Annotated in this window: 19 protein-coding genes; 10 read left to right on the forward strand and 9 right to left on the reverse strand. The window is 62.8% G+C overall.

Annotation, left to right across the window (positions count from 1 at the left end; all coding sequences use genetic code 11):
• Positions 1-56 precede the first annotated feature (56 nt).
• From tsaD to ACK8CP_RS15990, 8 genes are all read left to right on the forward strand, one after another.
• A complete protein-coding gene (tsaD, locus tag ACK8CP_RS15955; RefSeq protein ID WP_414832476.1) occupies positions 57-1,151 on the forward strand; it encodes a tRNA (adenosine(37)-N6)-threonylcarbamoyltransferase complex transferase subunit TsaD in 1,095 nt (364 codons plus the stop codon).
• Positions 1,151-2,155 carry an NAD(P)H-dependent glycerol-3-phosphate dehydrogenase gene (locus ACK8CP_RS15960; protein WP_414832477.1) on the forward strand — a complete coding sequence of 335 codons (1,005 nt, stop codon included), beginning with the start codon at positions 1,151-1,153 and terminating at the stop codon, positions 2,153-2,155. The genes tsaD and ACK8CP_RS15960 overlap by 1 nt, the downstream gene beginning before the upstream one ends.
• A 42-nt stretch (positions 2,156-2,197) precedes the next feature.
• Positions 2,198-2,635, forward strand: coding sequence for an EVE domain-containing protein (locus ACK8CP_RS15965; protein WP_234630140.1), 438 nt, complete (start codon positions 2,198-2,200; stop codon positions 2,633-2,635).
• 66 nt (positions 2,636-2,701) lie between these two features.
• Positions 2,702-3,118: a DUF1761 domain-containing protein gene (locus ACK8CP_RS15970; protein WP_234630141.1), complete on the forward strand. Its 417-nt coding sequence runs from the start codon at positions 2,702-2,704 to the stop codon at positions 3,116-3,118.
• 36 nt (positions 3,119-3,154) lie between these two features.
• Positions 3,155-3,568, forward strand: coding sequence for a DUF1761 domain-containing protein (locus ACK8CP_RS15975; RefSeq protein ID WP_414832478.1), 414 nt, complete (start codon positions 3,155-3,157; stop codon positions 3,566-3,568).
• 147 nt (positions 3,569-3,715) lie between these two features.
• Positions 3,716-5,674 (forward strand): acetate--CoA ligase, encoded by a 1,959-nt coding sequence (acs, locus tag ACK8CP_RS15980; RefSeq protein WP_414832479.1) that lies wholly within the window; start codon positions 3,716-3,718, stop codon positions 5,672-5,674.
• 161 nt (positions 5,675-5,835) lie between these two features.
• On the forward strand, positions 5,836-6,342 hold the full coding sequence (locus ACK8CP_RS15985) for a L,D-transpeptidase (RefSeq protein WP_234630144.1): 507 nt from the start codon (positions 5,836-5,838) through the stop codon (positions 6,340-6,342).
• 204 nt (positions 6,343-6,546) lie between these two features.
• Positions 6,547-11,430, forward strand: a complete 4,884-nt coding sequence (locus tag ACK8CP_RS15990; protein WP_414832480.1) for an NAD-glutamate dehydrogenase — start codon at positions 6,547-6,549, stop codon at positions 11,428-11,430.
• Positions 11,431-11,483: 53 nt separating this feature from the next.
• Here ACK8CP_RS15990 and ACK8CP_RS15995 read toward each other — a convergent pair whose 3' ends face one another.
• From ACK8CP_RS15995 to ACK8CP_RS16015, 5 genes are read right to left on the reverse strand one after another with little or no spacing between them, the layout of a single operon-like run.
• Entirely contained in the window at positions 11,484-12,416 is a 933-nt protein-coding gene (locus ACK8CP_RS15995; RefSeq protein WP_234630146.1) for an ornithine cyclodeaminase family protein, read from the reverse strand.
• 30 nt (positions 12,417-12,446) lie between these two features.
• Positions 12,447-13,295, reverse strand: coding sequence for an alpha/beta hydrolase (locus tag ACK8CP_RS16000; protein WP_234630147.1), 849 nt, complete (start codon positions 13,293-13,295; stop codon positions 12,447-12,449).
• Positions 13,295-14,074: an ABC transporter ATP-binding protein gene (locus ACK8CP_RS16005; protein ID WP_234630148.1), complete on the reverse strand. Its 780-nt coding sequence runs from the start codon at positions 14,072-14,074 to the stop codon at positions 13,295-13,297. The genes ACK8CP_RS16000 and ACK8CP_RS16005 overlap by 1 nt, the downstream gene beginning before the upstream one ends.
• A gap of 59 nt (positions 14,075-14,133) precedes the next feature.
• On the reverse strand, positions 14,134-15,141 hold the full coding sequence (locus ACK8CP_RS16010; RefSeq protein ID WP_234630149.1) for an ABC transporter substrate-binding protein: 1,008 nt from the start codon (positions 15,139-15,141) through the stop codon (positions 14,134-14,136).
• Positions 15,142-15,185: 44 nt separating this feature from the next.
• Positions 15,186-15,908: an ABC transporter permease gene (locus ACK8CP_RS16015; RefSeq protein ID WP_414832481.1), complete on the reverse strand. Its 723-nt coding sequence runs from the start codon at positions 15,906-15,908 to the stop codon at positions 15,186-15,188.
• Here ACK8CP_RS16015 and ACK8CP_RS16020 point away from each other — a divergent pair.
• Positions 15,895-16,059, forward strand: a complete 165-nt coding sequence (locus ACK8CP_RS16020) for a hypothetical protein (RefSeq protein ID WP_414832482.1) — start codon at positions 15,895-15,897, stop codon at positions 16,057-16,059. The two genes, ACK8CP_RS16015 and ACK8CP_RS16020, sit on opposite strands and share 14 nt — an antisense overlap.
• A gap of 85 nt (positions 16,060-16,144) precedes the next feature.
• Positions 16,145-16,819: a GntR family transcriptional regulator gene (locus tag ACK8CP_RS16025; protein ID WP_414832483.1), complete on the forward strand. Its 675-nt coding sequence runs from the start codon at positions 16,145-16,147 to the stop codon at positions 16,817-16,819.
• 104 nt (positions 16,820-16,923) lie between these two features.
• Here the strand turns inward: ACK8CP_RS16025 and purH are convergent, their stop codons facing one another.
• From purH to htpX, 4 genes are all read right to left on the reverse strand, one after another.
• Positions 16,924-18,528, reverse strand: a complete 1,605-nt coding sequence (gene purH, locus ACK8CP_RS16030; RefSeq protein ID WP_414832484.1) for a bifunctional phosphoribosylaminoimidazolecarboxamide formyltransferase/IMP cyclohydrolase — start codon at positions 18,526-18,528, stop codon at positions 16,924-16,926.
• A 52-nt stretch (positions 18,529-18,580) separates the two neighbouring features.
• Positions 18,581-20,005 carry a heparinase II/III family protein gene (locus ACK8CP_RS16035; RefSeq protein ID WP_414832485.1) on the reverse strand — a complete coding sequence of 475 codons (1,425 nt, stop codon included), beginning with the start codon at positions 20,003-20,005 and terminating at the stop codon, positions 18,581-18,583.
• A 330-nt stretch (positions 20,006-20,335) separates the two neighbouring features.
• Entirely contained in the window at positions 20,336-21,808 is a 1,473-nt protein-coding gene (locus ACK8CP_RS16040; protein ID WP_414832486.1) for an RsmB/NOP family class I SAM-dependent RNA methyltransferase, read from the reverse strand.
• A gap of 257 nt (positions 21,809-22,065) precedes the next feature.
• Entirely contained in the window at positions 22,066-23,112 is a 1,047-nt protein-coding gene (gene htpX / locus ACK8CP_RS16045; RefSeq protein ID WP_414832487.1) for a zinc metalloprotease HtpX, read from the reverse strand.
• Positions 23,113-23,219 lie beyond the last annotated feature (107 nt).

The raw sequence follows: 23,219 nt of genomic DNA on the forward strand, positions 1-23,219 counted from the left end.
TTCAGCTTAGCCGGTGCTACACGCCTAGGGTCTAATCAGCCAAGGGGATAAGTGCAATGGACCCGGTCCTCCCCGGCGTCCCCCCAGGCGCCGCATCGAGTGTCCTCGGCATCGAAACGAGCTGCGACGAAACCGCCGCATCCGTCGTGACTCGGGGCCCAGACGGGAAGGGAAAAATCCTTTCAAATGCGGTGTTCAGCCAGATCGCGGAGCATTCCGCCTTTGGCGGGGTCGTGCCGGAAATTGCTGCACGCGCGCATGTGGAAGCCCTCGACGGCATCATTGCCGCAGCCCTTGCGGATGCGGACAAACGTCTTTGCGATGTCGATGCGATTGCTGTGACCTCCGGGCCGGGCCTCATCGGCTGTCTCCTCGTCGGCGTGACCACGGCGCGGGCGCTTGCGGCCGCTGCCGGGCTTCCGCTTCTCGGTATCAATCATCTGGAAGGCCATGCGCTCACCCCGGTTCTTACCGATGATGTTGCCTTTCCCTATCTCCTTCTCCTCGTTTCCGGCGGACATACGCAACTCGTCGCCGTCGAAGGCTATGGTCGCTACCGACGCCTCGGCTCCACCATCGACGATGCGCTCGGCGAAGCTTTCGACAAGACGGCAAAGCTCCTTGGTCTTGGCTATCCGGGCGGTCCGGAAGTGGAGAAACGTGCTCGCAGAGGAAATCCGGGCCGCTTCAACTTGCCGCGGCCGCTTCTCGGCACAAAAGGCTGCGACTTTTCCTTTTCGGGCCTGAAGACGGCGTTGCGCATCAAGGCGGAGACACTGGTTCCGCTGTCTGAGACGGATATCGACGATCTTTGTGCCGGCTTCCAGGCGGCCGTGGCCGCGATTGTCGCCGAGCGCACAGCCCATGCGCTCACCCTGCAGCCGTGGAACGCCCTCGTTGTCGCCGGCGGGGTCGCCGCCAACCGGGCCGTCCGTTCCGCCCTGTCCGACCTTGCCGACAAAGCCGGCATCGCCTTCGTGGCGCCGAGATCCGACCTATGCACCGACAATGCGGCGATGATTGCCTGGGCTGGGCTCATGCGCCTTAGCGCAGGCGAGGCGGTCGAGGAGATCGTTGCCCGTCCGCGTTGGCCCCTCGATCAGGCCGCGGAACCACTTCTCGGTTCGGGCCGTCATGGAGCTCGCGTTTAATGGGTACGTCTTTTCGCAAAGTCGCTGTCGCGGGAGCCGGCGCTTTCGGCACCGCGCTTGCTCTTGTTGCAGACCGCGCCGGGGCTTCGGTGACTCTCTGGACAATCGACGAAGCCGCCGCCGCACGACTGGCAGCAAGCCGTGAAAACATTGATTTTCTGCCCGGTCCGCGTCTGCCGGAGACGATCGACGTCACCAGCGACACCTCGCGTCTCGGTGACGCCGATTGCGTGCTTCTCGTCGTGCCGTCGCAGGCGACCCGGTCGCTGCTGACCGGAATCGGCGCAACGCTTTCGGACGACGCCGTGGTTGTCGCCTGTGCCAAGGGCATCGAGCAGGAAACCGGTGCGCTGCAGGGTGAGATCGTGCGGGCGGCGCTGCCGAACCATCGGATCGGGGCATTGTCGGGTCCGGGCTATGCCGCGGAGATCGCCAGGGGGCTGCCGACCGCTGTTACGGTGGCAGCGAGTGAGATTGCCGTCGCGGAGCAGGTGGCCGCCACCCTCTCTTCCGACAGTTTCAGGGCTTATGCGAGCGACGACATCATCGGCGCGGAGCTTGGCGGCTCGCTCAAGAACGTCATCGCCATCGCTGCCGGCATCGTCGAAGGCCGCCGGCTCGGCGAGAGTGCGCGCGCCGCGCTCGTCACCCGCGGTCTTGCCGAGATGAGCCGTCTCGGCGCGAGAATGGGGGCTCGGCCTGAGACTTTCATGGGGCTCTCTGGTCTCGGGGATCTCATGCTGACGGCGATGAGCCGGCAATCGCGCAATACGAGTTTTGGTATTGCACTGGCCGAGGGTCGATCAGTTGCCGAGCTGACCGCTCCAGGCAAGCCGCTGGCGGAGGGCGCTTTCACCGCCGCCATCGCCGCGCGTCTTGCCCGCGAGCACGACATCGACATGCCGATCACGAATGCCGTCGCGGCGGTGCTCTCGGGCAGGCTCTCCCTCGACGAGGCGATCGCAGCCTTGGTCTCCCGGCCCTTGAAGCAAGAGATCGCCTGAGGCACGAAGACGGACCGCTGCAAGTCCTTGAAAGGGGTGGGTATGGCCTATTGGCTGTTTAAGTCGGAGCCGCACAAATGGTCGTGGGACGACCAGGTCAAAAAAGGTGCGAGGGGACAGGAGTGGGATGGCGTGCGCAATTATCAGGCGCGCAATTTCATGCGCCAGATGAAAACCGGTGAGCGCGGGTTCTTCTACCATTCCAATGAAGGCAAGGCGGTCGTCGGGGTTGTCGAGATCGTCGCCGAGGCGCATCCCGATTCCACGGACGAGAGCGGGAAATGGGAGTGCGTCGACATCAAGGCCGTGGCGCCGTTGAAGGAGCCCGTCTCGTTGGAGACCATCAAGGCCGACGAACGCCTCTCCGAGATGGTGCTCGTCAAAAATTCGCGTCTGTCGGTGCAGCCTGTCAGCGACGACGAGTTCGCAATGATCTGCCGACTGGGAGGGTTGGTAGCCGACGACGTCAAAGCTGGTTAAGAGCTGACGCGAGGCTTTTTTGAGGCTGCGGGGCGGTACCGATCTGCCTTGCGAGGGGGAGACGGAATGGCTTTTGCCGGAATCAATTATTTTGCCGTCATTGTGGCCGGGTTTGCCGCATTCGGCTTCGGCGCCATTTATTACGCGGTGCTGGCAAAGCCGTTTACTGCCGCGACCGGCCTCATCCAGGTGAAGGTCGATGATGGCGATGAAAACGTCGATCGCACGCCGCTTCTCGTCTCTCTCACCGGCGAGATATTCATGGCCTGGATGCTTGCGGGCCTCATCGGTCATATCGGCGAGGTGTCGATCATAACCGGCCTCGCCTCCGGCTTCTTCGTGTGGTCGGGATTCATCCTGGTGCCGCTCGTCGTCAATCACCGCTACCAGATCATGCCTTGGACGCTCACCTTCATCGATTCTGGCCACTGGCTCGGCGTCGTCATGCTCCAGGGCTTCATCATCGGTGCGTTCGGGACGTAAGATCGGGGTGACCAAAGACGGCCACGGAGTACGCTCTTGCATTTTGGCAGCATGAATTATTGGGCGATTCCGCTCGCCGCAGTTTTCGGCTTCCTCGCCCATCTCCTGTGGCTGCGTATATTGCCGGCCCCCAAGGGCGTTAGCGGCGGTGTCCGGCGCTCGCTTGCAATGGGCGCCCCCACGGTTCCGCGGCAGATCCTCGTCTTCATCCTTATTTTGATTATGGCCTATGTGCTCGCCGGCGCGATCGGCCATCTCGGCCCCGGTCAGACGACCACCCGCAACGGCGTCGTTTCCGCGGTCATTCTCTGGGCCGGCTTTGTCGCCACGACCTCCGGCGTCAACGGTGTTCTCGCCGGGCAGCCTGCGCGACAGACTTTCATGACGATCGGTCGCTGGTTTTTTGTCCTCGTCGCCGAAGGCTTTTGTCTCGGCGTTTTCGGGGCATGAAGGCCCGCCCTGGTCACGACTTCGAAGCGCTCGATATTATGTACGAAAGTGCGAGGACCGTGGCATGGACAGCCGCGGCCGCCTCGGCATAATGCCGCGGTATAATCCGGGCTGTAAGGTCCGACACAACCTTGGGGAGGCTCATCCATGTCTGACGCGAAAGTACATTCCGTGACGCCCGAATGGGCCGAGCGTGCCTTCATCGATTGGGACAAGTACCAAGAAATGTACGCCCGGTCCGTTGAAGACCCGAACGGTTTCTGGGGTGAGCAGGCGCAGCGCATCGACTGGATCAAGCCCTTCACCAAGGTGAAGAACACCTCCTATGACTACCACAACGTGTCGATCAACTGGTTCGAGGACGGCACGCTCAACGCCTCGGTCAATTGCATCGACCGCCATCTTGCCGACCGCGCCGATCAGGTTGCCATCATCTGGGAGGGCGACGAGCCTTCCGATGACAAGCACGTCACCTATCGCCAGCTTCACGAATATGTCTGCCGCCTCGCCAATGTGATGAAGGCGCACGGCGTGAAGAAGGGCGATCGTGTCACGATCTATATGCCGATGATCCCGGAAGCGGCCTATGCGATGCTCGCCTGCGCCCGCATCGGCGCCATCCATTCTGTCGTGTTCGGGGGCTTCTCGCCAGATTCCTTGGCGAACCGCATCGAGGACTGCCGTTCCGATTTCATCATCACCGCGGATGAGGGCGTGCGCGGGGGCCGCAAGATCCCGCTGAAGGCGAATACCGACAAGGCTATCGAGCGGGCCGAGAAGGATGGTGCCTCAGTCCGCAACGTCCTCGTCGTCAAGCGCACCGGCGGCAACGTCACCATGAAAGAAGGCCGCGATCTCTGGTATCATGAGGAGATCGAAAAAGTTGACGTCGATTGTCCGGCCGAGGAGATGGGCGCCGAAGATCCGCTCTTCATCCTCTATACGTCGGGCTCGACCGGAAAGCCGAAGGGCGTGATGCACACGACCGGCGGCTATATGGTCTATACCTCCATCACCCACCAATATGTCTTCGACTATCACGACGGCGATATCTACTGGTGCACGGCCGATGTCGGCTGGGTGACGGGTCATTCCTATATCGTCTACGGGCCACTCGCGAACGGTGCTACGACGCTCATGTTCGAGGGCGTGCCGAACTACCCTTCGGGCTCACGCTTCTGGGAAGTCTGCGACAAGCACGGCGTCAATATCTTCTACACGGCGCCGACCGCCATCCGTGCTCTGATGGGGGCCGGCGACGAGGCGGTGACGAAGACCTCGCGCAAGTCCCTGCGGCTCCTCGGCTCCGTTGGTGAGCCGATCAATCCCGAAGCCTGGGAATGGTATTATCGTGTCGTCGGCGAAGAACGCTGCCCGGTTGTCGACACCTGGTGGCAGACGGAGACAGGCGGCATTTTGATCACGCCGCTGCCGGGCGCCATCGCGCAGAAGCCGGGTTCGGCGACGAAGCCTTTCTTCGGGGTGCAGCCGGCGGTCGTCGACAACGAGGGAAACATTCTCGAAGGCGCCACGGAAGGCAATCTGGTCATCCTCGATTCCTGGCCCGGCCAGATGCGCACGGTCTATGGCGATCACGATCGTTTCGTGCAGACTTATTTCGCCACCTACAAAGGCACTTACTTCACCGGTGACGGTTGCCGGCGCGATGCGGACGGGGATTACTGGATCACCGGCCGCGTCGATGACGTGCTCAATGTTTCCGGGCACCGCATGGGCACGGCGGAAGTCGAATCCGCGCTCGTTGCCCATCCGAAGGTGTCGGAGGCTGCCGTCGTTGGTTACCCGCACAACATCAAGGGTCAGGGCATCTATTGCTACGTCACCTTGATGGCGGGCGAAGAGCCGACCGAGGAGCTGAAGAAGGAGCTCAGGAACTGGGTGCGTTCCGAGATCGGACCGATCGCCTCGCCGGACCTCATCCAGTTCGCGCCCGGCCTTCCGAAAACGCGGTCCGGTAAGATCATGCGCCGTATCCTTAGAAAAATCGCCGAGGATGACTTCTCCAATCTTGGTGACACATCCACCCTCGCCGAGCCTGCCGTGGTCGACGACCTCGTCGAGCATCGGCAGAATCGCGCCAACTGAGATAAACGGCTTTTGGTTTGGCAATCTGGGGTCCTGGCGGCTTGCGCCGGCACCCCAGGTGCCGAATTTTCTTAAATTCTCAACCAAACCGGAACTTTTTTCGTCCGGTCCCCGATGACGGCCGCATAATCTAAGCAAAACCAGGGCTCTGGGGGCTTTGAATGCGGATTGTGTGGAAGTGGGCGACGGCCCTCGTTGTCGTCGCAGGAGTTGCGTTTGCGGGTGTCGCCGAGGCGCGGGAGCCGGTGCCTTTCAAGGACACTTATCGTCCTGGCACGATCGTCGTCAAAACCAAGGAGCGCCGGCTTTATCTCGTTATGCGTGGGGGGCAGGCCCTGCGCTACACCGTCGGCGTCGGTCGGCACGGCAAACAATGGGAGGGGCGCACGCGCATTTCGCGCAAGGTGGTCGATCCCACCTTTTCGCCGCCCAAGGAAGTCAAACACGACATCCCCTCACTGCCAGATCTGATCCCGCCAGGACCGCGCAATCCGCTTGGGCCGCGCGCCATGACACTTGCCGGCGGTGAATACGCCATCCACGGCACCAACCGGCCGAAATCGGTTGGCGGTTTTGTCTCCTATGGCTGCATCCGCATGTACAACCAGGACGTGGTCGATCTCTTCGAACGCGTGCGCGTCGGAACGCCGGTTGTTGTTTTGCCCTGACACCAATCGGTTTGTTTTCACCGCTTTTTCGGGACCTATGCGGGCCGTCGTTCAATAACGATTGCGGCATGCGGCATTTGGCTCTTGCCGGATGCCGGCCGGGGTGCATGTCTTGCCTCAGAGATAGGCGGCCGCTGCGAGAAAGGGCGCTATTTGCGTTCGTTTCGTGCGTCAGGCGGCTGAAAGAAGAGGCGAGGAGACCCGATGCCCGACCGCTACGAGCCGGAGAAGAAGAAACGCATCGAAGAGGCCACAGCGAGGCTTGAGGCAGAGGCTGAAGAGGCGGGGATCGAGGCCGCGCCACTCAAACGCTTTGCCGAGATCTTTTTTGCCCATGCCGCGGGCGAGGATATCGCCGTCTATCCGGCCGAAAGCCTGGCGGGTATCGCCAAGACCGCCTTCGCCTTCATCGCGCAGCGCGATCCGGACGTGCCGAAGGTCAGCCTCAGAGACATCGAAGCCGCCGACGAGCGCGGTCGGCCGGTCACCGCGATCGATATCATCGGTAAGAACCGGCCATTCATCTTCGATTCCGTTCTCGGGGAGATCCAGGCCGCCGGGCAGCCGATCCATCTTGTCCTGCATCCGATCTTTGAGGTTTCGCGCGATGAAGCCGGACGCCTGACCGAATTCGCTGCCGCGGGTGCGGAATCGAAAGGCCGCCCGAATCGGGAGAGCTTTCTGCATATCGAGATCGCTCGCCTGCCCGACGAGGCGGCGAAGAGTGAGCTCGAAGCGTCCTTGAAGAGCCTTCTGCAAGAGGTGCGGGTTGCGACCGAAGACTGGCGCGCCATGCGCGACCGCTTGCGCATGGCGATCCGGGACTACCGTGTCGATCCGCCCGAGCTCGACGAGGACGAATTGGAAGAGGCGATCGCCCTTCTGGAATGGCTCGAGGACGACAATTTCACTTTCCTGGGCACGCGTGAATTCACCTACGAACAGGATTCGGGTGGCGCACTCGACCACGCTCATGGCGAGGGGCTCGGCCTGCTGCGTGACCCCGAGGTGAAAGTGCTGCGCCGTGGCGCCGAACTTGTCACCATGACGCCGCAGATCCAGGAATTCCTGATGAGCCCGGAACCGCTCATCATCATGAAGGCCAATGTCCGCTCGCGCGTGCATCGCCGCGACCATATGGACTATATCGGCGTCAAGATTTTCGATGAGAACAACCGCGTCACTGGCGAATTGCGTGTCGTCGGCCTGTTCACGTCGAGCGCGTTCACCCGTTCCGTTCAGTCGATCCCCTATATCCGCCGCAAGGTCGACCAGATCCTGAAGCGCGCCGGCTTCGATCCCTTCAGCCATTCCGGCCGCACGCTCCTCAACATCCTGGAGAGTTTTCCGCGCACCGAGCTTTTCCAGGCCGATCTCTCCACGCTCTATGATCAGGCTATGGCCGTCCTGCATCTGCAGGAGCGTCCGCGCGTGCGTGCGCTCAGCCGGGCCGACAAATTCGGCCGCTTCGTCTCCGTCCTCGTCTATGTGCCGCGCGACCATTATTCCTCGGACATCCGCGCCAAGATCGGTGAGGCGCTGGCGGAGATGTATGACGGGCGGATCTCCGCCGCCTATCCAGCTTTCCCCGAGGGACATCTCGCCCGGGTGCATTTCATCGTGGCGCGGGAGGCCCGTGATCCCGAAACGGCTCCCGTGGATCCCGACCAGGGTGAGGTCGAGGCACGCATTCGAGCCATCACCCGCACCTTCGAAGACGGGCTGCGCGAGGCGCTCGCCAACGCCTTCCCGCAGCAAACAGAGCTTTTCGGAGAGTATCGGGATGCCTTCGGACGCGAGTACCAGGCGGCCTTCACCCCGCAAGATGCGGTCGAAGACATCCGCATCGGTCGTGAGCTTTCCGACCGGTCGGTGATTGCCGCGCATTTTCACCGGCGCATCGCCGGCGGGTTGAGGCGCACGGCTCTGCGCTTCCATCATCTCGATGCGCCGATCCCGTTGTCGCGGCGCGTGCCGCTTCTCGAAAACCTCGGCTTCGCCGTTGTCAACGAGCGCACCTACCTGGTTCGCCCGGCGACCGGCCCGGCCGTTTACATCCATGACATGACGCTTGCCGCCAAGGATGAGGCGGGTTCGGGCGAAGTCGATCCTGTCGGCGATGCCGCTTCTCGGCTCCAGGAGGCGATCAGTGCCGTATGGGGTGGGCGTGCCGACAATGACGGCTTCAACGCGCTTGTCCTTTCCGCCGGCATCACCTGGCGTGAGGCTGCGCTCTTGCGCACCATCGGGCGGTATCTGCGGCAGACGCAGCTGCCTTATTCGCTCGACTACATCTGGCATACGCTCGGCCGCAACGCGCTTTTGGCGCGCCTTCTCGTAGACCGCTTCCGGGCGCGCTTCGATCCCGCGATCGAGGATCGAGAGGCCGCAGAGGCTGATGCCGAAAAGGCTCTGGATGGCCCGCTCGACCGCGTAGACAGTCTCGATGAGGACACGATCTTACGCGCTTACCGGGCTGTCATTCTCGCGACCAAGCGTACCGATTATTTCCAGACGGATGCCGAAGGTGCGCCGCCGCTCGCGATCACCATCAAGCTCAAGCCGCGCGACCTCGCCTTCCTTACGCCGCCTCGGCCGTTCCGGGAGATCTTTGTGCATTCGCCACAGGTCGAAGGCGTGCATATGCGGTTCGGGCCCGTCGCCCGTGGCGGTCTCAGATGGTCGGATCGACCGCAAGATTTTCGCGTCGAGGTTCTCGGTCTCGTCAAGGCACAGCAGGTGAAGAATGCCGTTATCGTGCCGGTCGGAGCGAAGGGCGGGTTCTTTCCTCGGCTCCTGCCGGCGGAGGGCAGCCGCGAGGAAATCTTCGAAGCGGGACGCGATGCTTATGTCGCCTTCGTTGATCGGTTGCTTGCGCTCACCGACGATCTTGAGGGTGACGAGGTCATTCCGCCTGAAGATGTCGTGCGCCACGACGAGGACGATCCGTATCTTGTCGTTGCCGCCGACAAGGGCACGGCGACCTTCTCCGACACGGCTAATGCCGTCTCTGAGGCTCATGGGTTCTGGCTTGGCGATGCGTTCGCCTCGGGGGGCTCGGCCGGCTATGACCACAAGGAAATGGGCATTACTGCCCGCGGCGCGTGGGAAGCGGTGAAGCGACATTTCCGCGAGGTCGACCACGATATCCAGAGCGAACCGTTCACGGTTGCCGGCGTCGGCGATATGTCGGGCGATGTCTTTGGCAACGGTATGCTTCTGTCGCGTGCGATCCGTCTCGTCGCTGCCTTCGATCACCGCGACATCTTCATCGATCCCGATCCGGACCTTGAGGCGAGCTTTAAGGAGCGTCAGCGGCTGTTCGAACTCCCGCGTTCGTCGTGGAAAGATTACGACACGAGCCTCGTCTCCAAGGGCGGTGGCGTCTTCTCTCGCCACGACAAGACAGTGCCGCTTTCGCCTGAAACCTGTGCGCTTCTTGGCCTTTCCGGGACATCCGCGCGCCCCAATGAGGTCATCCGCGCCATTCTGAAGGCGCAGGTCGATCTTCTATGGTTCGGTGGCATCGGCACCTATGTGCGAGCGCCGCACGAAAGCGATGCCGAAGTGGGTGACAAGGCAAACGACCAGATCCGCGTCACCTCTGCAGAGGTCGGTGCGAGGGTGGTCGGCGAAGGTGCCAATCTCGGCATGACGCCCCAGGCGCGTGTCGATTACGGCCTGCGGGGCGGGCGCTGCAATTCCGACGCGATCGACAATTCCGGTGGCGTCAACTCCTCCGACCTTGAGGTCAATATCAAGATCGCCCTGGCGCCCTCGCTGAGGTCGGGCAAGCTGGAGCTGGAGGAGCGCAACCGCTGCCTGGCCGCGATGACCGATCAGGTCGCCGACCTCGTCTTGCGCAACAATATCCAACAGACGCTGGCCATCAGTCTGGAGCAGATGCGCGGCCTCGACGCCCTCGCCAATCAGGCGCGTTTCATGAACGAACTTGAAGCCGCGGGCCGGCTCGATCGGGCAGTGGAAGTCTTGCCGGACAATTCGACGCTGTCGGAGCGCCAGGCCCAGCGCCAGCCGCTGACCCGGGCAGAAATTGGCGTTCTTCTCTCCTACGCCAAGATCGTTCTCTTCGATGATCTCGTGGCAAGCGACATCCCCGACGATGAATATCTCGCGCGCGAACTCTTCCGCTATTTTCCGGAGAACATGCAGGAGCGGTTTGGTGATGAGATTTCAGGCCATCGTCTGAGGCGGGAGATCATCGCCACGCAGCTCGCCAATTCGCTCATCAACCGCGGCGGGCCCACCGCGATCGTGCGGCTGCGCGACCGCACCGGCGCGACGCCGGCGGACATCACCCGCGCTTACACGGCCGTCCGCGATGCCTTCTCCATGCAGCGTCTGCATGCGGAGCTCGAAACCCTCGACAATAAGATCGGCGGCCAGCTGCAGCTTGAGCTCTATCTGCGGGTGCAGGATGTGCTTCTCGATCGCATTGGCTGGTTCCTGCGCAATGTCGATCTCCGGTCCGGCATCGGTGCAGTGGTCGAGCGTTTTCAGGAGACGCTGGAGGCGCTGCGGCAATTGCTGCCCGACCTCCTGCCAGAATTCGCCGCAAATGCGGTCAAATCGCGAAAAGCCTGGCTTGTCGAGGCGGGCGTCCCCGGCGAGCTTGCCGAGGAGCTCGCCATCCTTCCCGAACTTGCCAATGCGATCGACGTGGCCCTTATCGCGGAACGCTGCGGCCGGCCGATCGAGGCGGCCGCAGCGGCCTATTTCGAGGTCGCAGATCGCTTCTGTTTCTCCAGGCTCGAGGCGATGATCCTCGCTGTCGAAAGCCCCGATTATTACGAGAATCTGGCAACAGAGAAGGCGCGCGATCAGCTCGCCTCCGCGCATCGGGTGCTCGCCCTCGACGTTCTCTCCTATGCCAATGGAGGGTTCCCCGACGTCTCCGCCTGGGAAGAGGAATATGGCCGCAATGTCAGCGCGACCGCGAGCCGGGTGGCCGCGATCCTTGCCGATGGCCGTGCGACGACGGCGAAGGCCACAGTCGCCGCGAGCCTCCTTGCCGAGCTTGCGGAACAGCAGATGTCGAAGACATCAGGTTTCGCCGAAAGGCACTGATGGCGGGGCGCGGCACGTTTTGCCGCGCCGCCTCCGCGAGTGTCTGATTGAGGCTACACTGTCCCCGACAGAGCAAGCTGCGCGACCGCGAGATCCTGAACCGCAATCCCGGTGCTGTCGAAAATCGTCCGCTCGTCTTGACGTTTGCGCCCTTCGGCCTTGCCGGCCAGCACGTCGAGAAGGGACGAGGCAGTTCCGGATTTGAGGTCGATACGCTGGAACTCGCCAAGCGTCGCGGACTGAACGAGGTCGTCGTAGAAGAGACACGATCGAGCGAGCAAGGGCACGGGAAGTTCCTGCTTGCCGGCCGTGTCAGCGCCCATGGCGTTGATATGCTGGCCGGCGGGTGACCAGTCTTCTGGAAACAGCTCGGCTTGTGACGGCGTGACGGTGATCAAAATGTCGGAGCAGCGCACGGTGTCTTCGCGCTCCGCAAGGATGAACTGGCGTTGCGGATGAGCCTCAGAAAGCATCTCGGCAAGGGCTTTCGCCTGACCGTGTTCGGGTCCCCAAATGCGCACCGTCTCGATGTCGCGCACCGCCATGGCGGCCTCGACCTGGCTTCGGGCCTGCATGCCGGTGCCGAGTATACCAAGGTCTGTGCTGTCGGGACGTGACAAGGCGCGGATCGCGACGGCCCCGGCTGCGGCGGTGCGAGCCTCCGTCAGCCAGTTGGCTTCCACACAGGCGAGCGCTTTGCCGCTTGTGGCATCGAACAACAGTGTGGTCGACTGATGGTTGGTCAAATCGCTTTTGGCGGCATTGCCCGGCCAATAGCCGCCGGCCTTCAGCCCCACCAGCGCGAACCTGTCGATCTCGCCGGATTTCACGCCGAAGGTGCCGAGGCCGCTTGCAAGCCGCTCCCGCACGACAGGCAGGTTGCGCGCAGAGCCTTCCGCCACATCGCGGAAAGCCGTTGCCACGGCCTCGATGGCATTCTCCAGGGTGACGCAGGTGCGCGCCTGCGTTTCGGTGACGAGACGCATGTGTCTTCCTTGCTTTTGTTGGTTGGCCACTCAGGCGAGGGCGAGCTTTCTCAGGCGCTCGAAGAGAGGGTCGCGCTCGTTGGCGTATCTCTCCATGATGGAGAAGTGATTGGCGCCCGGCTCGACATGGAAGTCGACGCTGGCGCCAGCCTTCTGGCAGTGTTCGGCGAATAGTGCCGATTGTGCGACCCAGCCCGGGCTCTCAGCACTTCCGACGATGATGTCGAGGGCGACATCTGTCCTTGGTCGCATTCTCAACGGACTGACTGCAGCCACCTGTTCGGGGCGGAGCCGGATCGACTCGTTGACGGTGATCCCAAGCACGGGCTGGAGTTCATAGATGCCGCTTATCAGCGCCGCCGCCGCAAGACCTCCAGGCGGGGGGCCGTCCGCTGTCGCAAGAGCGCAGGCGAGAAGATGAGCCCCGGCGCTGTGGCCTGAGGCGGTGATGCGGGTCTTGTCGGCGCCAATCTTTGCGGCGAAGGACGGCAGCGCCGCGAGGCATCTTTTCGTTTGCTCGACGATCTCCGGAAGCTCCACCTTCGGACAGAGGCTGTAATTGGCGATGACGAGAGAGATGCCGGAGCGCACGAAAGGCTGCGCGAGAAAGCTGTAGTCGCGCTTGTCACGTCCGCGCCAATAGCCGCCGTGCAGGAAGAGATGGAGAGGGCTGTCTGGAGCGGCCGGGAAGATATCGACCGTTTCGTCATGTCCCTCGCCGTAGGAAATGTCGGCGAGATAATCGGGCTGGCTAAGACGAGCTTCTTCGCTCAGCGTGTCGGCCCGCGCATGGTAAGCCTCCACATCGTCTGTCGAGACGCGAGGATTATATTGCCATTCGTGATCTCGGGCGATGGCGGCCTCTCGGACTGTCGGCATCAGGCGGCCTCCTTCTTTTCCATGAGCAGATCCCACAGCACGCGCCGGTATTCGGCGAATTTGCGGCTTTCACGGATCTCTTCGGCGCGTCCGGCACGCGGGCGTTCGATGTCGACATGGATGACGTTTTCAATGCGACCCGGACGTGCTGACATGACGACGATCCTGTCGGCGAGCATGATTGCCTCGTCGATCGAATGCGTGACGAAGAGAACGGTCTTCTGCATCGTCTCCGACAAGGTCAGCATCTCTTCCTGAAGCACTTCGCGTGTCAGAGCATCCAAAGCGCCGAACGGTTCGTCGAGGAGGAGGATGTCGGGGTCGATTGCCAACGCGCGTGCAATACCGACGCGCTGCTGCATTCCGCCGGACATCTGGCGTGGATAGTGATTGCGAAACTTGGAAAGGCCGACCGTTTGCAGCGTGCGGGTAATCCGATCCTCGTGCTCATTGCGAGGAACGCCCCGTGCGTCGAGGGCGAAAGCGATGTTCTGGCTTGCGGTCATCCACGGGAGGAGGCCGTATTGCTGGAAAACGAAGCCACGTTCCGGCCCCGGTCCGGTGATTTCGCGCTCGCCCAACTTGATTGAGCCGCCGGAACGGTCCTCCAGCCCCTGCACAATGCGCAGCATCGTCGTCTTACCGCAGCCGCTCGGGCCGACGACGGTGATGAACTCGCCAGGCTCAACGGTCAGATCGAAGCCGGAGAGGGCCTCCACCTCGTTGCCGCGGCGGTCGAGAAAGGTTTTGGAGAGGTTCGCGATCGAAAGAACGGCCATTGAGTATTTCTCCGTAGTCCCCGAAGGGCGGCTTGTTCCGCCCTTCGGGTATTCGATGTTCAGCGCTCGTAGCGCCCGATGTCCTCGAGAACCTCTTGCGTCACCGATTGGTCGACGACGCGATCTGCTGGCAGCACCTCAGCTTGCAGGCCGGTGTCGACGTTCAGCTGCTGCATGTATTCGGCCGCATTATCGCTGATCAGGCCGTTTGGATCCCAGATGCCGCCTTCGGTGTAGAATTTGTAGAAGGCATCAAGGTCCTCGTCGGAATAGTCGAAATGCTGCTTGGCGACGGCGAGCGCCTCATCCTTGTTGTCGAAGACGAAGCGGGCGGCGAGGAGTTCCGCCTTGATGAAGCGCTTAAGGATGTCGCGCCGGTTCTCGATCATGTCGTCGCTGGTGTCCCAGGGGATCATGACATAATCGGGCAAATCCTTGCCGACGATGGAGAGAAGCTCTGCCTTGCCGCTGCGTTCGACTTCGGGTGAAAACGACGCGACGGTGGCATCGACCGAGCCGGAAATCACGGCGTTGAGCCTTGCGCTCGACCCTTTGAAGGAGACCCAGTTGATGGTGTCGATCTGCTCATCCGTCACGCCGGCTTTGTGGAGCAGGGCGAGGGTCACGACATGCGGCAGCGAGCCGGGGCTCGAAATGGCAACGTTCTTGCCGGGAAGATCTTTGATGCTCTCCACACCGGCGCCTGGCCGTACCCAGAACGCGTAGTGCAGGCCGTTGTGAACGCCACCGACGGTTTTGACCTTGGCCCCCTTGGCCGCTGCGACGAGTGTTTCCGACATGCCCGCTTCGATGATGTCGGTCGATCCGGCAATCAGGGTGCGGATGGGCACCGAGCTGTCGGCGATATGGGTGAATTCCACATCGAGATCCTGGTCCGTGTAGAAGCCTTTATCCTGAGCGACGAATTCGACCAGGTTCAAAAACATCTTGGCTGGAAGGGTCAGCCGAACCGTGTCTGCGGCGTTGGCCGCCGTGGCTCCCATAAATCCTGCCGCGAGCGTTGCGGACAAGGCGAAAGACCTTGCCCAACCGAGCGTATATTTCATGCTGTCTGTTCCTCTTGTTGCTTGTGGCGCATTCGACCCGGGCGTTATCGCCACGAGCCGAGACGCTCCTCCAGCCATTTGACGGCGAAGGTCAGGATGTTGCCGATAATGGCCAGGAGGAAGACCGGGACGAACGCCTTCGCCGTCTCGAACTGGTTTGTGTAGTTGATGATCAGACCGCCGAGCCCCGCGATCGACGTCAGGAACTCTGCAATGACCATCGCGATGATGCCGCGGCTCACGGCAAGGCGCATTCCTGAGGCGATGTAGGGCACCGCGGAGGGCATGATGATCCGACGGAAGGTCATCCAGCGCCCGGCGCCAAACGCCTTGCCGATGTCGAGATAGCTCTTTTCGACATTGCGCACGCCCGACAAGGTGTTGATGATCACGGGAAAGATCGAGAAGAGCGCGACGATCACCACTTTCGATAGAAAGCCGACCCCGACCCAGAGCATGAGTAAGGGAACGAGCGCGATGAGTGGCATCGAGTAGAGCGCGTTGATGTAAGGATCGAGAACGATTTCCGTCGTTCGGTTCAATCCCATCGCGACGCCAATGATCACCCCCAGGACAGCTGCAATCGTAAAGCCGACGGCAAAGCTCGACATGGATTGCGCCGTGGCGGTGAACAGTTCGCCATCGGCTGCGAGCGCGTAGGTGGCCGCGAGCACATCGCTGGGCACGGCGACTAGGAGTGGGTTGCCGTAACGACCGAAAATTTCCCACGCGCCGATCAGGATCACAGCGGTGATGATCCTGATCATCGTGTCCCGTGACAAAGCGGATTTGCGCTGGGCACTCTTCGGCTGGGACTGCGTCGCTGCCGTTGACGAGTTGGAGCGAGGGGAACTCATCCTGTCATCCTCTGAGACGAATTTTGTATCTTTTGTGCAAGTGGAAACGATCTCAAATTGATTGTCAAACTGTTTGTCAGACAAGATGACATAACGCTCGACAAGATGTACGTTGCTGCACAGATTGCAAGCGAGGTGATGAAGCCGTGAGCAGAATCCAGCGTGTCGTCGCTCCGGTCAGGGGCCAGGCGGAGGAGTTTCTCCGTCGAGCAATCGAAAAGGGTGACCTGCTGCCGGGTGATCGGCTTATCGAACGAGAGATCTGCGAAACCCTCGAAGTGAGCCGTCCGCTCGTCCGGGAAGCGCTCCGGGCTCTGGAATCGGACGGGCTCGTGCGGCCGCTTCCTCGCGGCGGGATCGCCGTAACTGTGCTGACGCCCGAGGAAGCGATGCAGATCTATGTGGTGCGCCGGGAGATCGAGGGGTTGGCGGCGTCGCTCTTCGCTTCAACGGCCAGTGAGAAAGAGCGCGTGAGACTGCAGCGCATTATCTCTGATTTGCATGCGGCCCTCTCGGCGGACGATACCGAAGGGCTTCTCGACGCCAAGAACCGCTTTTACTCGGCACTTTCGGTAGGGTCTGGAAACAAGGTGCTGCAGGAGGTGTTGCGCAACCTTCATGGCCGCATCCGGCTTTTGCGGGGGACGTCGCTGTCACGCCCGGGACGCACCGCGCAAATGGTGGCCGAACTCTCCGATATTGCCGACGCGCTTCTGCAAAAGGATGCCGTCACAGCCCGGCGTCGGACCGAAGCGCATATCGACAATGCTATACAGGCGGCGAAAGAAGCGCTCCAGGATACGGTCGCCGCGGCCGAATAAAACCGCCTCCGTGCGCGGTGCGCCCGACGCGGAGCCCATCTTTTTGTTGCAGGCGGCTCATGTGACCCGCCTGCATTCTATGACGTTTTCGCTGTTGGTCGTGATCAATGCCGGAAGTGGCGAAGCCCCGTGAACACCATCGCAAGGCCCGCCTCGTCGGCTGCGTCGATCACTTCCCGGTCGCGCAGTGATCCGCCCGGCTGAATAACGGCCGTGGCGCCCGCTTCTGCGGCGGCCAGGAGGCCATCCGCAAAGGGGAAGAAGGCATCCGAGGCGACGACGGAGCCACGCGTCAGAGCATCTTCGAGCCCGGCGGCGCGCGTCGCCTCTTGCGCCTTCCAGGCGGCGATGCGGGCTGAATCGACTCGGCTCATCTGACCGGCGCCGATGCCGACAGCCGCTCCGTCCTTCGCATAGACGATCGCGTTCGACTTCACATGCTTGCAGATGCGGAAGGCGAAGATCAGATCGGCAAGTTCCTGTTCGGTCGGCTCGCGCTTCGTGACCACTTTGAGATCCGCCATCTTGACTTGCGCGGCGTCGATCTCCTGGACCAGAAGGCCGCCGGCAATCGACTTGACCATCATGCCTGTCGCCGGCATGGCGGAGCCCGTCAGGAGCACACGGAGATTGGCCTTTGCCTTGAGGATCTTGAGCGCCGCTTCGTCGGCGTCGGGCGCGATGACGACCTCGGTGAAGAGAGCCGTGATGGCCTTGGCCGCCGCCTCGTCCAGCTGCCGGTTTGCGGCTACGACCCCGCCATAGGCGGAGACGGGGTCACACATCAGCGCTTTGGCATGCGCTTCGGCGAGCGTGTCAGCGACGGCGACACCGCAGGGATTGGCGTGTTTGATGATGGCGATCGCCGGCCTTTCCGGATCGAGATCCGCGGCAAGCTGGAAGGCTGCGTCGGCGTCGCTCAGATTGTTGTAGGACAGCGGCTTGCCGTTGACGAGGCAGGCATTCGCAGCACCAGGTTTGCTCTTGTCGGTGGAATAAAGCGCCGCCTTCTGATGCGGATTTTCGCCGTAGCGAAGTTCCGATGCGCGGGTTGCGGCGAACACCATACGTTCCGGGAACTGCGTCTCCGACTGCTCGGCGAACCAGCTGGAGATGGCGGCGTCATAGGCGCCCGTCCGTGCAAAGGCTTTTGCAGCAAGCTCGCGGCGCAGCGCCTTGTCGACGCCGCCGGAGGCAACGGCTTCTGCGACACGTCCATAATCGTCGGGATCGGTCACCACGGCGACGAAGGCGGCGTTCTTGGCCGCGGCGCGGATCATTGCGGGTCCGCCGATGTCGATATTTTCGATGATCTCGAGCGGATCGCTGCTTTTGGCGGCCGTCTCTTCGAACGGATAAAGGTTGATCGCGACGAGATCGATCGGCCCGATCCCGTGTTCCTGCATGGCGGCCTGGTGCTCGGAATCGTCGCGGATCGCCAGAATCCCGCCATGGACTGCCGGATGCAGCGTCTTTACGCGCCCGTCCATGATCTCGGGAAAGCCGGTGATCTCGCTCACGTCCCTGACGGGAAGTCCGGCTTCCTTGAGCGCCCGCGCCGTGCCGCCGGTCGACAGGATTTCGGCGCCAGCCTCGACGAGCGCCTTGGCGAACTCGACCGCTCCGGTCTTATCGGACAGGGAAATAAGGGCGCGTTTGACGACAACGCGTTCAGGACCGGAAGAGCCCTTTTTGGAAGAAACCGACATGGTGAGCCTCGGGGACGTCGCGAAGAAAGGAAGAGCGTCCGGTCTTAATCCCTCAGGCGAGGCGCGCAAGTCTCCAGGCGACAGCGTGTGCATCGCCGACCTCGCCGCTCACCACAATCTGCAGGCTGCGGCCGGATCCTCTGGAAAGAGAAAAAATCGTGCTTTCTTCAAGAGCCAGAGGTTGATCGGCCGTGAAGCGCCAGACCGCCCCATCGGAGAGGACGAGATCGATATGCGGCGGCATGTCTGTGTCTTCGGGCACTTCGACCCCGACGCTCGGCTCCAGATGAAAGCGGATGTCGAAGGGGGTTCGCTCCGAACCGTTGCCTTCGAAGAGGTCACGTCCTTCCAGCGCGAGACCGTTGCCGGAGAGGACGAGCTGGCGCCTGTGCACGAAACCCAGCGTCTTTGCGTAGCCGTCATGGGATAGTTCGAGCAGAATCGTGCCGTCTTTTTCCTGGCGGCGGTTTCTCTCGACGCGTTTCGGGCCACTGACGAGGAGGACACGCTCGCCTTCAGTTTCCAATCGACTGGAGGACGTATCGGCGAGCGTTGCGGTGGAATGCGCCGCAGTCAGCCGAGCGGCGCGCCTCAAGGCTTCATAGCGGGCGCGGGGTGCTCCGCAATTGATGATAAGGCGCTGTCCGTTATGGGAGAATTCGAAGGCGAGGGTGCCGGCATGCGCTTCGGCGCTGAAGGCGAGCGGCGGCGGCGGGCCGGCATCGACGATCAAAGCAGCCTCTCCGGCTTCCAGGCGTTCGAAGGCCGAATAGGGGGCGGAGGCGACGGGTTTGCCGAGCGCCTCGTCATAAGCGAGCACGGTGGAGAGCTGATCGCGGCCGCCTGCGGAGGCACCGTTGAACTGGGCGAAGGCGCCGTCGGCATGGCGGAAGAAGCGCAGCATCGGCATGGCGCGGTCGATCGCGCCCAGGATCGCTTCCGGAGGGTGCTGGCCGCGCGCGACCACCGTCTGGCGCAGGGGAAGGAGGTCGAGGAGCGCTTCCAAAATCGCCGCAGGAGAGCGGGAGATATGGCCGCCATCGGGCAGGAATTGCACGCCAATCTCGTGACTTACGCGCTCCAGCCCACGCTTGGCGAGACGCTCCTGGCGCGACAGGCACAGCCCGGCCATGGCGAGTGCGATCGCGACCTGCAGGCGCGGCAGGCCAGGCTCGGCGGCGTAGAAGGATTTGCGCAGGAAATGCGCGTGGCGCAGCATGGAACGCACGTAAAGGCGGTAGAAATCGTGGTCGGCGCCTTCGAGCACCAGCGCCGATTGTGACAACAGCGACATGGTGCGCCGTGCTGCCACCGGCGGTTCCCAGGCGACGGCATGGTGGCGCCTTTCGGCGCTCATCCAATCGTGCACGATGACCTGCGCATTGGAGCGCGCAACCGGTGTCGCGGCCGCCTTCAGATGGCGCAGCCAGCCGAAACCGTGCAGCTCTTCGGCCCAGTCCGAGCTCGGCGGGATCATTTCGAAGGGTGATTTTCCCTTCGTCTCAACCCATTGTCCTGCAAAGGAAAATCGGCCCGAATAGACCTCTTCCGCGATCGTCGGATCGGCGGTTCGGAGGTCGGGCGGGGCAATCAAAAGCTGTGATCTGCCACCGCCACCAATGAAAGCGGGTGTTCCGATGAGCGTGCCCAAGCGGAGACGGCGGCTCACGCGTTCGGCGCGTGAGAGCGTCAGCCTCCATCGGTCGCTCGAGGCCAGGGGTGCCATATTATTGGCGCGTAACGGGGTTTGCGATTCTTGGCAAGCGAGGCGAGAGGCCCGGAAACCGCGCGCCCACTGCTTTTTCGCTCAATTGAGCCGCCGCCAGCGGGCGGCGAAGAAGCCGTCGACGCCGCGAAGATCGCCACCAAACGCCATTCCAGGCAGCGAACGGAAGAAACCCTCAGGCGTGGAAAAGTCCTGAAGCTCGGGGAATTCCGCGGTCTTGAGCGGCATCGGCTCGAACATGGCGTGGCTCTTGGTGAAGATGTGGGCCTGCTCCTCGCCCTCCTCGGGCTCGAGCGAGCAGGTGGCGTAAACGAGAATTCCGCCTGGCTTCAGCCAGTTAGCGGCCTGCGCCAGCATCTTTTGCTGGAGCTCGCGCAGCGTCACGATGTCGTCTTCGCGCTTCGTCCAGGGCAGATCCGGATGCCTGCGAATGGTGCCGGTCGCCGAGCAAGGTGCGTCGAGAAGGATAAAATCGAAGGATTCCGCGGGCTGGAAGGAAAAAACGTCGGCCTCGGCGAATTCCGCCGAGAGACGCAATCTTTCGAGGTTGCCCTTGAGCCGGCGCATGCGCGAGGCGGATTTCTCGACGGCCGTCACGAGCGCGCCGGCGGCTGCAAGCTGCGCTGTCTTGCCGCCGGGTGCGGCACAGAGGTCGGCGACGCGCTTGCCCGAGATATCCCCGAGGAGACGGGCGGGGATTGCGGCGGCCGCATCCTGCACCCACCAATCCCCGCTGTCGTAGCCGGGGAGTTTGGAGACGGTGTGAAGACGATCGAGACGGATGCTGCCGTTCGGCAGAAGATCGCCCGACAGACGTTCGGCAAGTTCGGCCGGATCTGATTTCGCCGTCAGATCGAGCGGGGGCGCGTCGGCATGGGCGGCGAGGATCGCGGCGGTGCGCTCCGGACCCCAGTTTTTCTCCCAGCGCGCAATCATCCAGTCGGGCGCGCCGTTCACTGAAGCCGCAGAGGCCAGGATCTCGCCCCGCTCGCGGGCGATGCGCCGCAGCACGGAATTGACCAGCCCCTTGGTCTTGGCGGTGCGCCGGTCGCGGCCGGCCGCCGTCACGGCGAGATTGATCGCCGCATGGTCGGGAACGTCGAGATAAAGGATTTGCGTGGCACCAAGATGCAGGAGGGCGGAGAGGCGGTGGGCCTTCTCGTCGAGAGGGCGTTCCAGGCGCTTTCTGATCGCATCCTCGATGGCGCCGCGGTGGCGCAGCGCCGCATCGAGGATTGCCCGCACGAGCCCCTTGTCCTGCGCCGACAAGGCGCGAAAGCCCGGTGCGCCGCCCGCCTCCAGAAGGGGACCGAGCGGAGAGCCGTCGCGCACCACTTTGAGGAGGATGGCGGTCGCGGCATCGCGTGCGGCAAGGCCCGGCGGGCCGGGCTGCGCCGTGCCCCTTCCACTTGCCTTGGCGCCCGTCTTGCCGCCGCTCTTGCTTGCGCCTTTGCCAGCGCCAGAGCGATGCGGCCGTGCTCCGGAGGCGGCGCGGCTTTCCTGCGTGTCGTGCGGTTCGCGGACATCGCGACGCGCGCCCTCGTCAGCGCTCATGAGCGGCTCGCCGATTTTTTGTCGTCATCCTGTCTTCCTACCCGCGCGACCAGCGCTTGGCCATCGCCGTATCGCAGCTCTGCGGCAGGGACGCCGCAAAGCGACGGCGCCACCCGGGGTGGCGCCGTTCGAATCGTCCTTCTGCGTGTCGCATGCAGGAATGGTCAAAAGATGGTGGCGAAGGCCGGCTCACCGTCCCTGTGGCTTCTCGTCCGTGCCCTTCTTCTGCGCACGGGCGTCGCGACGCCCTTGCGGATTCAGCGCCCGGAAACCTCAGCCCGGAAGAATCGGCCCCAGAAAGCTAAGCCCCAGGGGCCGCTGCGTCTGCGACCGGTCTGCGGCACCGTGCCGGAGCTCGGACGGCCCGTACCGGCGGAACCCCAGGGCCCGGAAGGGCCGCGCGCGGCGGGGCCGGACTCCATTGCGGGGCGGGAGGCCTGGCGCGGAATGGCCGGCCCGCCGCCGCCTGATGCCATCTCCTGCAGGGCGGCGATGCGGTTTTCCGTCGACGGGTGCGTGGAAAAGAGGTTGTCCATGCGCGCACCCGACAGGGGGTTGATGATGAAGAGATGCGCGGAGGCGGGATTCTGCTCCGCGCTCATCATCGGACGACGTTTGGCCGAGCCGGCGATCTTGCCGAGCGCGGAAGCGAGCCAGAGCGGATTGCCGGCGATCGCCGCCCCGTCGCGGTCGGCGGAATATTCGCGCGTGCGCGAGATCGCCATTTGCACGAGCATCGCGGCGAAAGGCGCCGTCAGCGCGGCGAGAAGCACGCCGACGAACCCGAAAGGCGAGTTGTTGTCGCGCGAGCCGCCAAAGAAGAGCGCGAAATTGCCGAGCATCGAAATGGCACCGGCGAGCGTCGCCGTGATCGTCATGGTCAGAGTATCACGGTTCTTCACATGCGCGAGCTCATGCGCCATGACGCCCGCCACCTCTTCGTGGCTGAGCTGCTGCAACAGTCCGGTCGTCGCGGCGACGGCCGCATTTTCCGGATTGCGGCCGGTGGCGAAGGCGTTCGGCTGGTCGCTGTCGATGAGATAGACTTTCGGCATGGGCAGATCGGCGCGCTCCGCAAGCTGGCGGATCATGCCGACGAAATCGGGCGCCGAACGTTCGTCGACCTCATGCGCATTGTGCATTTTGAGGACGAGCTTGTCGGCGTTCCAATAGGAAAAGAGGTTCATGCCGGCGGCGAAGAGAAAGGCGATGAAGGCACCTCCGGAACCGCCGACGAGATAGCCGACGCCCATGAAAAGGGCGGTCAGGGCGGCCAGCAACATGGCCGTCTTCATCATGTTCATCGTCTTGTTTGCTCCGACCCATAAATGGCGTGTCTGCATATTTTGGGTGTCGATGAGCCGGCTTCAATCCGCAACTCGACCGAGGCGGAGAAAGCCGCGTCAAATCA

This window comes from Afifella sp. YEN Y35, from assembly GCF_047553465.1.
Classification (GTDB): Bacteria; Pseudomonadota; Alphaproteobacteria; order Rhizobiales; family Afifellaceae; genus Afifella; species Afifella aestuarii.

Excerpts from the sequence above, each read along its gene's own strand:
- ACK8CP_RS15970 (WP_234630141.1), top strand. The coding sequence starts at position 2,702 with ATGGCTTTTGCCGGAATCAATTATTTTGCCGTCATTGTGGCCGGGTTT.
- ACK8CP_RS15990 (WP_414832480.1), top strand. The coding sequence starts at position 6,547 with ATGCCCGACCGCTACGAGCCGGAGAAGAAGAAACGCATCGAAGAGGCC.
- ACK8CP_RS16020 (WP_414832482.1), top strand. The coding sequence starts at position 15,895 with ATGATCCTGATCATCGTGTCCCGTGACAAAGCGGATTTGCGCTGGGCA.
- ACK8CP_RS15995 (WP_234630146.1), bottom strand. The coding sequence starts at position 12,416 with ATGCGTCTCGTCACCGAAACGCAGGCGCGCACCTGCGTCACCCTGGAG.
- ACK8CP_RS16000 (WP_234630147.1), bottom strand. The coding sequence starts at position 13,295 with ATGCCGACAGTCCGAGAGGCCGCCATCGCCCGAGATCACGAATGGCAA.
- tsaD (WP_414832476.1), top strand. The coding sequence starts at position 57 with ATGGACCCGGTCCTCCCCGGCGTCCCCCCAGGCGCCGCATCGAGTGTC.
- ACK8CP_RS15985 (WP_234630144.1), top strand. The coding sequence starts at position 5,836 with ATGCGGATTGTGTGGAAGTGGGCGACGGCCCTCGTTGTCGTCGCAGGA.
- ACK8CP_RS15960 (WP_414832477.1), top strand. The coding sequence starts at position 1,151 with ATGGGTACGTCTTTTCGCAAAGTCGCTGTCGCGGGAGCCGGCGCTTTC.
- ACK8CP_RS16010 (WP_234630149.1), bottom strand. The coding sequence starts at position 15,141 with ATGAAATATACGCTCGGTTGGGCAAGGTCTTTCGCCTTGTCCGCAACG.
- acs (WP_414832479.1), top strand. The coding sequence starts at position 3,716 with ATGTCTGACGCGAAAGTACATTCCGTGACGCCCGAATGGGCCGAGCGT.
- htpX (WP_414832487.1), bottom strand. The coding sequence starts at position 23,112 with ATGAACATGATGAAGACGGCCATGTTGCTGGCCGCCCTGACCGCCCTT.
- purH (WP_414832484.1), bottom strand. The coding sequence starts at position 18,528 with ATGTCGGTTTCTTCCAAAAAGGGCTCTTCCGGTCCTGAACGCGTTGTC.
- ACK8CP_RS16015 (WP_414832481.1), bottom strand. The coding sequence starts at position 15,908 with ATGATCAGGATCATCACCGCTGTGATCCTGATCGGCGCGTGGGAAATT.
- ACK8CP_RS16035 (WP_414832485.1), bottom strand. The coding sequence starts at position 20,005 with ATGATCCCGCCGAGCTCGGACTGGGCCGAAGAGCTGCACGGTTTCGGC.
- ACK8CP_RS15965 (WP_234630140.1), top strand. The coding sequence starts at position 2,198 with ATGGCCTATTGGCTGTTTAAGTCGGAGCCGCACAAATGGTCGTGGGAC.
- ACK8CP_RS16005 (WP_234630148.1), bottom strand. The coding sequence starts at position 14,074 with ATGGCCGTTCTTTCGATCGCGAACCTCTCCAAAACCTTTCTCGACCGC.
- ACK8CP_RS16040 (WP_414832486.1), bottom strand. The coding sequence starts at position 21,808 with ATGAGCGCTGACGAGGGCGCGCGTCGCGATGTCCGCGAACCGCACGAC.